Annotated in this window: 6 protein-coding genes and 1 pseudogene; 3 read left to right on the top strand and 4 right to left on the bottom strand. The window is 51.9% G+C overall.

Annotation, left to right across the window (positions count from 1 at the left end):
• Nucleotides 1-130: pseudogene (locus tag QZ279_RS11270) on the top strand (glyoxalase); the annotation flags it as partial.
• A 17-nt stretch (nucleotides 131-147) separates the two neighbouring features.
• Nucleotides 148-900, top strand: a complete 753-nt coding sequence (locus QZ279_RS11265) for a class II aldolase and adducin N-terminal domain-containing protein (RefSeq protein WP_293450882.1) — start codon at nucleotides 148-150, stop codon at nucleotides 898-900.
• On the opposite strand, the gene QZ279_RS11260 is transcribed toward QZ279_RS11265, so the two are convergent.
• On the bottom strand, nucleotides 897-1,523 hold the full coding sequence (locus tag QZ279_RS11260) for a class I SAM-dependent methyltransferase (protein ID WP_293450880.1): 627 nt from the start codon (nucleotides 1,521-1,523) through the stop codon (nucleotides 897-899). The genes QZ279_RS11265 and QZ279_RS11260 overlap by 4 nt on opposite strands.
• 65 nt (nucleotides 1,524-1,588) lie before the next feature.
• Between QZ279_RS11260 and QZ279_RS11255 the strand changes: the two genes are divergently transcribed.
• The gene (locus QZ279_RS11255; RefSeq protein WP_293450878.1) at nucleotides 1,589-2,458 is read left to right on the top strand and encodes an SDR family oxidoreductase; all 870 of its coding nucleotides are present in this window, start codon (nucleotides 1,589-1,591) and stop codon (nucleotides 2,456-2,458) included.
• On the opposite strand, the gene QZ279_RS11250 is transcribed toward QZ279_RS11255, so the two are convergent.
• The 3 genes from QZ279_RS11250 to QZ279_RS11240 form a co-directional block, all read right to left on the bottom strand.
• Nucleotides 2,441-3,235 carry a PaaX family transcriptional regulator C-terminal domain-containing protein gene (locus tag QZ279_RS11250; protein WP_293450876.1) on the bottom strand — a complete coding sequence of 265 codons (795 nt, stop codon included), beginning with the start codon at nucleotides 3,233-3,235 and terminating at the stop codon, nucleotides 2,441-2,443. The two genes, QZ279_RS11255 and QZ279_RS11250, sit on opposite strands and share 18 nt — an antisense overlap.
• Before the next feature lie 128 nt (nucleotides 3,236-3,363).
• A complete protein-coding gene (locus tag QZ279_RS11245; protein ID WP_293450874.1) occupies nucleotides 3,364-3,600 on the bottom strand; it encodes a hypothetical protein in 237 nt (78 codons plus the stop codon).
• Nucleotides 3,601-3,692: 92 nt separating this feature from the next.
• Nucleotides 3,693-7,268 carry a hydantoinase B/oxoprolinase family protein gene (locus tag QZ279_RS11240; RefSeq protein WP_293450872.1) on the bottom strand — a complete coding sequence of 1,192 codons (3,576 nt, stop codon included), beginning with the start codon at nucleotides 7,266-7,268 and terminating at the stop codon, nucleotides 3,693-3,695.
• Nucleotides 7,269-7,305: the final 37 nt, after the last annotated feature.

Here is a 7,305-nt window from a genome sequence, read left to right as displayed (position 1 = left end):
AGCCAGCAAAGCCGAGGCCGCAGGCGGGCATATTTTGCAAGAACCGACGAACAAACCACATGGTCTGCGAGAGGCCTGTATCCTTTGCCAAAACGGCTATGCATGGGTTCCATCCCGTACCCTGACCTAAGAAGAAAGAGACGCACCATGAACGATGTAACCAGAGCGAATATGGATCACTGGCAAGACCGGGTTGATCTTGCCGCTGCCTTCCGTTGGACTGCACGTTTGAACATGCACGAGGCGGTCGCGAACCATTTCTCGCTGTCGATCAATGACGACGGTACGCGCTTTTTGATGAACCCTAATCAAGTGCATTTTAGCCGTATTAAAGCATCCGACTTGATCATCGTTGATGCCAATGATCCCGAAACGTTGAAAGGCCCTGATGCGCCTGATCCGACGGCTTGGGGATTGCATGGCGGCATGCACCGCCATTGCTCGCATGCGCGGTGTGCTATGCATGTGCATTCGATCTTTGCCACAGTTCTGGCTTCGCTTGCTGATAGTAGACTCCCCGCGATTGATCAAAACTCCGCAACGTTTTTCAATCGGGTCGTGGTTGATGAAAACTACGGTGGTTTGGCGTTTGAGGAAGAGGGTGAACGTTGCGCCAAACTCTTCGATGATCCCAAGAAAAAGGTCATGGTCATGGGCAACCACGGTGTGATGATCATTGGCGACACAGTTGCTGATACGTTCAACCGCCTGTTCTATTTCGAACGTTCTTGCGAGACCTATATTCGAGCGCTGCAAACAGGCCAGCCTTTGCGCGTGCTGCCAGATGACATCGCAGAAAAGACGGCGCAGGAACTTGAAGGATATCCCGAACAAGACGCGCGTCACCTCGCAGAATTGAAAGCGATCCTCGACGATGAGGGCAGCACTTACGCGAACTAAGCGCGCTTAAGCTGCAAAAGCCAAGCGCGATCCTGTGCATGTTCGCCTTCGGCGTCATGGCCGTAAATCGCGATTTCAACCTTGCGCGTTTCAGCGATCATTGCGCTGAGACGCGTCAGGACAGCCTCGAAACCCATCGTATCCCAGTGATGGGAATTAACGGATAGTATGGCCCAACCACCGGGCTTTATTACGCGTAAGACTTCCTCCAATGCGTCTGGTCCCACGTGTCCATTGGTGAAAGTACCTGCACTGACAGCACCTTGATAGTGCGCATCCGAAACGTCCAATATCTTGGTCAGATCGCCCTCAAATAATCTGTTGTAGATTTTCTTGGCGGCGGCCTGTGCCATCATTTCAGGGGAAAGATCGACACCATCCATCGGCCCGACATCCAATTCGGCAAGGCTGGTCCCGACAAGCCCGGTGCCGGCACCAAGATCCAAAACGGGGCCGTTAATCCCAAGGTCGAAATAGGCCTTGGCCACGTCTTGTGGCAACCGATAGGCCATGCTTTGCGCAAAGTTATCATCGTAAGTCTGGGCCCAATCCGCATAAAGCGATTTGGTTCCGTCAGGGCCATTCAGTGCATATGCATTCTCGAGATCGGGTTTATCAGTCATAGGTTTCATACAAACCGTTCATCCATGCCCTTGCAAGCCCGCGTTGCTTGGCACACATATTCTATATGAAACATATGCTCTCTTTTGGCCACGGCTTCTCAGCACGCGCGCTCACTCCACTTTTGCTGGAGCAGGGGTTCTCTGTCACAGGTACAACGCGTTCGCAGGACAAATTAGTGGGATTGGGTTCAACGGGTTTCACAGCTAAAGTATGGCCGGGAACAGACTTGCGGGAAGAACTTCAAAACGCCACCCATTTGCTTTTGTCCGCTGCTCCGAACGCGGATGGTGATCCTGTTTTGAACGCATTGCGCGACGAAATAGCTGCACATGCGCCTAACCTTGAATGGGTTGGATATCTCTCAACGACAGGTGTCTACGGGGATGCCGCAGGGGGATGGGTTGATGAAGGCAGTCCTCTCAAACCCTCAACCAAACGTGGACAGATGCGGGTTGATGCGGAAGCGGATTGGCAAAGTATTGCGAACCTTCCTCTCCATATATTCCGTCTTGCGGGCATCTATGGACCTGGTCGTGGGCCGTTCGCCAAAGTACGTGCAGGTACAGCGCGACGCATCATCAAAACGGGACAAGTGTTTAGTCGGATTCATGTCGAGGACATCGCACAAATTCTGGCAGCGTCTATTGCCCAGCCCAAGGCAGGCGCGATCTATAACATGTGTGACGATGATCCAGCCCCGCCCCAAGACGTGATTGCCTATGCGGCGGAATTGCTTGGCTTGCCATTGCCAGAAGAGGTTGATTTCGAAACTGCTGACATGACGCCAATGGCGCGCAGTTTTTATGCGGAAAGCAAACGTGTGCGAAATGATCGGATCAAAGACGAGCTAGGTGTAAGCTTACACTATCCCAACTATCGTGTTGGGCTGACGTCGTTGCTTGCGCTTGAAAATGCCCTAGACGAGCATGGATAGCTCAGGACGCCTCAACGTATTCAACATGCGCAGAACTTGGGGGCGACAGGCCGTTCCTTCAAACGATCGTCCAAAAAGTGCGTCAGGAACGTCAGGCAGTTTCAGTGCCAACTTACGCCAACGATGAACGATGAGCGTGCGCAATGTTGCGATTTGAAAGGGCGTCAACGCCTGTATGTGGCTTTCATCTAGCGCCAACAAATCCAATGCGGCCGATAAATCTTTCAAAGCAGAACCAAGCCCGTTTGAAACCAAGCTTGCACTTAGCCACTCAGGAATATCGCCAAGTGCTCCTTCCAGAACAAGCGCATCTTTCGCCACGCTTTGCGCTGAGCCGTTTGCAAGATAAACACCTGCGGACAAGGCAATGTATCCGTGGCCAACCAATCCAGCAGCACGGGAGTGTTCGTCATTGGACAGGGCTGGGGGATAGCAGAGCACATGCCAGCTTGGAGAGGCAGAGTGTTCGGACGCATAGATTCGTTCGCTTGCGATAGCGCTTTGTTCTAAACCCGTTGCGCTAAGGCTATGAAACGCCTCGCGTCCGCGTTTGGTTGTTTCGATCCAGCCTTCATTTCGCAGGCGATGCAATGCGACGCGCATTGCTTCTGGGCGTACACCAAGGGGGCTAAGTATAGAGGTCAACATAGGCCCTGAAATCAAATCGCCTTGCTTCTGGGCAAGATCACCAAAGACCGTAACAATCAGTGACCAGACACGGGGGGCTTCTTCGGTCCCAAGCGTTTGAATCGCAGATTGAAACAGGTCTTCTTTCATCGATCTTCGCCTCTACGAGTTTTATGTTTTGTCCCAAAAAGACGTCTTGTTCATGTCCCAGTTTACGCCACGACGTAGGAATGCCAACTATATAAAGTTGTGAGGTAAGAGCTGCTAAAATCGTCGTGTCATTCTTCTTCAACCTGTCCATTTTTTGAAGATAAGACGGACTGGAACATTAAATCGAAAGCTGCGATACATGACTCACCACCCGCGCTGAAGTGGGTTTGGCCTGTATTTGGTCCCAACATTTCATGAACACAGGCAATGTTGCGCGCGCCATTCATTTCAAATTTAGCCAGTGTTTTTCCGAGCTGCACTTTGATCTTCAACGGGGGTTTATCAGTAACCCAAGCCAGAAACATTTACCCGCTTCGGAGCATAGAGATTGATTGGACGTGAGTGGATGCCCCTTGGGCGTGCAATTCCCGAGCACTTACTCCGCCCAATCAGCACTTTATTTGTGACCAAAACCACCACCACCGGGTGACTTCAGAACAAACACATCATTAGGCATCATATTTGATTCATCGTTGCCTTTCAGTTGCTCAATTGTCCCGTTCGCCCGCTCGATGGTATTTTTACCAACTTTACCTGTGCTTCCACCATTTGCACCGTGCGGGGGAACTTTTCGATGAGAAGAAAGGACGGTGACCGTCGTTGGTTCTAGGAACCGCAGACGTCTAATAATCCCGTCACCCCCTATAAATTTACCATTCCCGCCAGACCCTTTTCGTATTGAAAATTCATCAAGACGAACAGGAAAGCGGGTTTCCAGAACTTCTGGATCTGTCATGCGCGTGTTTGTCATGTGGCTGTGCACCGCACTTGTACCATTGAACCCATCGCCCGCACCGGTGCCGCCGCAAATGGTTTCGTAGTTTTGATAAGTAGCATTGCCGTAGACAAAATTGTTCATGGTCCCTTGGCTTCCCGCGATCACTCCAAGCGCGCCGTAGAGTGTATCAGCAATTGCTTGGCTGACTTCTGTATTGCCAGAAATTACAGCGGCAGGCGCATTGGGATTTATCATGCTCCCGTTCGGCACAATCAGGGTGAGCGGCTTTAAGCAGCCTTCATTCATGGGGATGTCATTCCCGACCAAGGTGCGGAAAACATATAGGACAACCGCACGGCAGATTGCCAATGGGGCATTATAGTTCCATTCATTTTGCGCGGATGTTCCTGTGAAGTCGATCGTCGCGCTACGCTCTGATTTATGGGCTCTGATTGCCACTTGGATTTGGTCCCCACTGTCGAGGGGGTAGGTGAAATCACAATCGTGAAGGACATCAAGAACGCGGCGCACGCTTTCTTCTGCATTTGCTTGGACATGGGTCATATAGGCGTGAACTGTTTCCACACCAAATTGGGTGGTGATCTTTTCAAGCTCCTTTAGACCGGTCGTATTCGCAGCAATTTGGGCCGATAAATCAGCCATATTCTGATCAATGTTGCGGCATGGGTAAGTACCCGATGCCAAAAGTGCGCGCGTCTCTGTATTGCGCAACTGCCCTTGTTTCACCAACAAGAAATTGTCGATGAGAACGCCTTCTTCGTCAACTGTGCGGCTGTCTGGCGGGGCTGAACCGGGGGTCTTTCCGCCAATGTCAGCGTGATGCCCGCGGCTCGCAACCGTATACAAAATTCGTTCGCCCGCTTGATCGAATACAGGTGTGATAACAGTGACATCGGGTAGATGGGTTCCACCGTTAAACGGGTTATTCATCATGAACACGTCACCGGAGCGAATTTTGCCTTTGTTTTGTGCCAGTATCACGCGCACGCTTTCTGACATTGATCCCAAATGGACAGGAACATGCGGGGCGTTGGCCACAAGATCGCCGTTTGCATCAAAGATCGCACAGGAAAAATCATAGCGCTCTTTAATGTTCACAGAATATGCTGTGTTGGCGAGGGTTGCACCCATCTGATCCGCGATAGACATGAAGAGGTTGTTGAAGACCTCCAACATCACTGGATCGACCTTGGTGCCAATGGCCTCTTGGCGTGCAAGCGGTATGATCCGTTTCAGGACAAGACATCCACCCTCGATACATTCGGCTTGCCAACCTAGTTCCAAAATATTGGTGCCTGTGGGTTCGGTCAAGATTGCGGGGCCCTGTACGATATCACCTTGTCGCATTTGAGAACGGTCAACGACTGGTGTTTGGTGCTGCGTTCCATCTGACCACATTCGAGTAGTTTGCGCGGGTTTTGTGACCTTGATTTCTTGGCTGAGCGTGACGGTTTCGCCAGTTTCCCCAATCGCCTCGGCTGACAGAATTTCGATGACGAGATCAGCACCTTCAGGAATAAAGCCAAACCTTGTTGAATGGGCTGTTTCGAACGCCTTTGTCATTTCTTCTTGTGTTCCAAACGGAACTTCGAGAGTTTGTTGCGCGCCAGAAGGGCGAATGTGTGCCATCTTTACGGTCGTAATATTGCTTTCAGGGATGCCCTGACCGCTCACTTCGATCTTAGCATCTTTCGTCAAGCTATCCAAAACAGAGCTGGCAGCCGAAATTTGTTCGATGCCTTTACCAAATTGATTTTCCCGCATTGCTCGCACATCTGCCAAGCCCATCCCAAAGGCGGATAAAACGCCTGCGAATGGATGGAGAAAGACGCTTTCCATACCCAAAGCATCCGCAACCAGACAAGCATGTTGCCCGCCTGCGCCACCAAAACAGTTCATCGTGTATTTGGTCACGTCATAACCGCGCTGGACGCTTATCTTCTTGATCGCATTGGCCATGTTTTCTACTGCGATGCGCAAAAACCCTTGTGCAATCTCTTCTACTGACAGGCCATTCCCGATTTCTATTGCCATCGCTGCAAATTTCTCACGGACCGCGTCAACATCGAGTGGTTGATCTGCGTTTGGCCCAAATACGGGAGGGAATAGATCTGGTTGCAGCTTGCCAAGCAGGACGTTGCAGTCGGTGACAGTTAAAGGACCGCCACGTCGATAGGCCGCTGGACCCGGATTGGCGCCTGCGCTTTCCGGACCGACCTGCATTCGTCCGTCGCGGAACGACAGGATTGATCCACCACCAGCTGCGACAGTGTGAATGGACATCATGGGTGCGCGCATCCGCACGCCTGCGACTTCGGTTTCAAAGCTGCGTTCAAATTCGCCTGCATAGTGACACACGTCGGTTGATGTGCCGCCCATGTCAAAGCCAATGAGTTTATCAAAACCATGCTCAGTTGCCGTGCTAACCATACCGACAACGCCACCCGCTGGTCCGGACAGGATCGCATCGCGCCCTTCAAACAGGGACGCATCAGTCAGGCCACCGTTTGAGCGCATGAACATCAGACGCCCGCAGCCGCCTTTGTCTGCCCCCAATGCGTCGGCAACTTGACTGACGTAGCGGCGCAAGATCGGGGAAAGATAGGCGTCAACCACCGCGGTATCACCGCGCGACACCAGCTTGATCAAAGGACTAGCTTCATGGCTTAGCGAAACCTGCTCAAAACCAACATGGCGGGCCATATCGCCGATCTGCTTCTCATGGTCAGAAAACCGGTAGCTGTGCATCAATGCCACGGCAACAGAGCGATAGCCTTGATCAAACGCCTTTTTCAGAGCCGCCTCAGTTTCTTGCGCATCCAGGGATGTAATGATCTCGCCGTCCGCCGCGATCCGCTCTTCAACCGCGATCACGTCTTCATACAACAGTTCGGGCAGTTGAATGTTAAGATCAAACAATCTTGGTCGATTTTGAAAACCGATCCGCAGTAGATCGCGCATCCCTTTGGTGATCAAAAGCAGCGTACGTTCGCCCTTGCGTTCAAGCAGCGCATTGGTCGCTACGGTCGTTCCCATTTTGACGGCCCCGATCTGCCCCTGCGGGATTGGATCGTTTGGATCAAGATCAAGTAAGTCACGGATGCCATGCACGGCGGCGTCAACGTAGACCTCAGGATTTTCAGAGAGCAGCTTGTGCGTGCGCAATTCACCCTTGGGTGTCTTTGCTACGATGTCGGTAAATGTGCCCCCACGGTCGACCCAAAATTGCCACATGGCATAGCTCCTTCATTTGCTGGCGTGCCAGCAGGTG

This window comes from Planktotalea sp. (genome assembly GCF_018607965.1).
In the GTDB taxonomy this organism is placed as follows: Bacteria; Pseudomonadota; Alphaproteobacteria; order Rhodobacterales; family Rhodobacteraceae; genus Planktotalea.
The sequence above is the reverse complement of the archived record's forward strand: the minus strand, read 5'-3'. Positions and strand labels throughout refer to the sequence as shown.

Coding starts and splice junctions, on each gene's coding strand:
- QZ279_RS11240 (WP_293450872.1), bottom strand. CDS start 7,268: ATGTGGCAATTTTGGGTCGACCGTGGGGGCACATTTACCGACATCGTA.
- QZ279_RS11255 (WP_293450878.1), top strand. CDS start 1,589: ATGAAACATATGCTCTCTTTTGGCCACGGCTTCTCAGCACGCGCGCTC.
- QZ279_RS11245 (WP_293450874.1), bottom strand. CDS start 3,600: ATGTTTCTGGCTTGGGTTACTGATAAACCCCCGTTGAAGATCAAAGTG.
- QZ279_RS11265 (WP_293450882.1), top strand. CDS start 148: ATGAACGATGTAACCAGAGCGAATATGGATCACTGGCAAGACCGGGTT.
- QZ279_RS11260 (WP_293450880.1), bottom strand. CDS start 1,523: ATGACTGATAAACCCGATCTCGAGAATGCATATGCACTGAATGGCCCT.
- QZ279_RS11250 (WP_293450876.1), bottom strand. CDS start 3,235: ATGAAAGAAGACCTGTTTCAATCTGCGATTCAAACGCTTGGGACCGAA.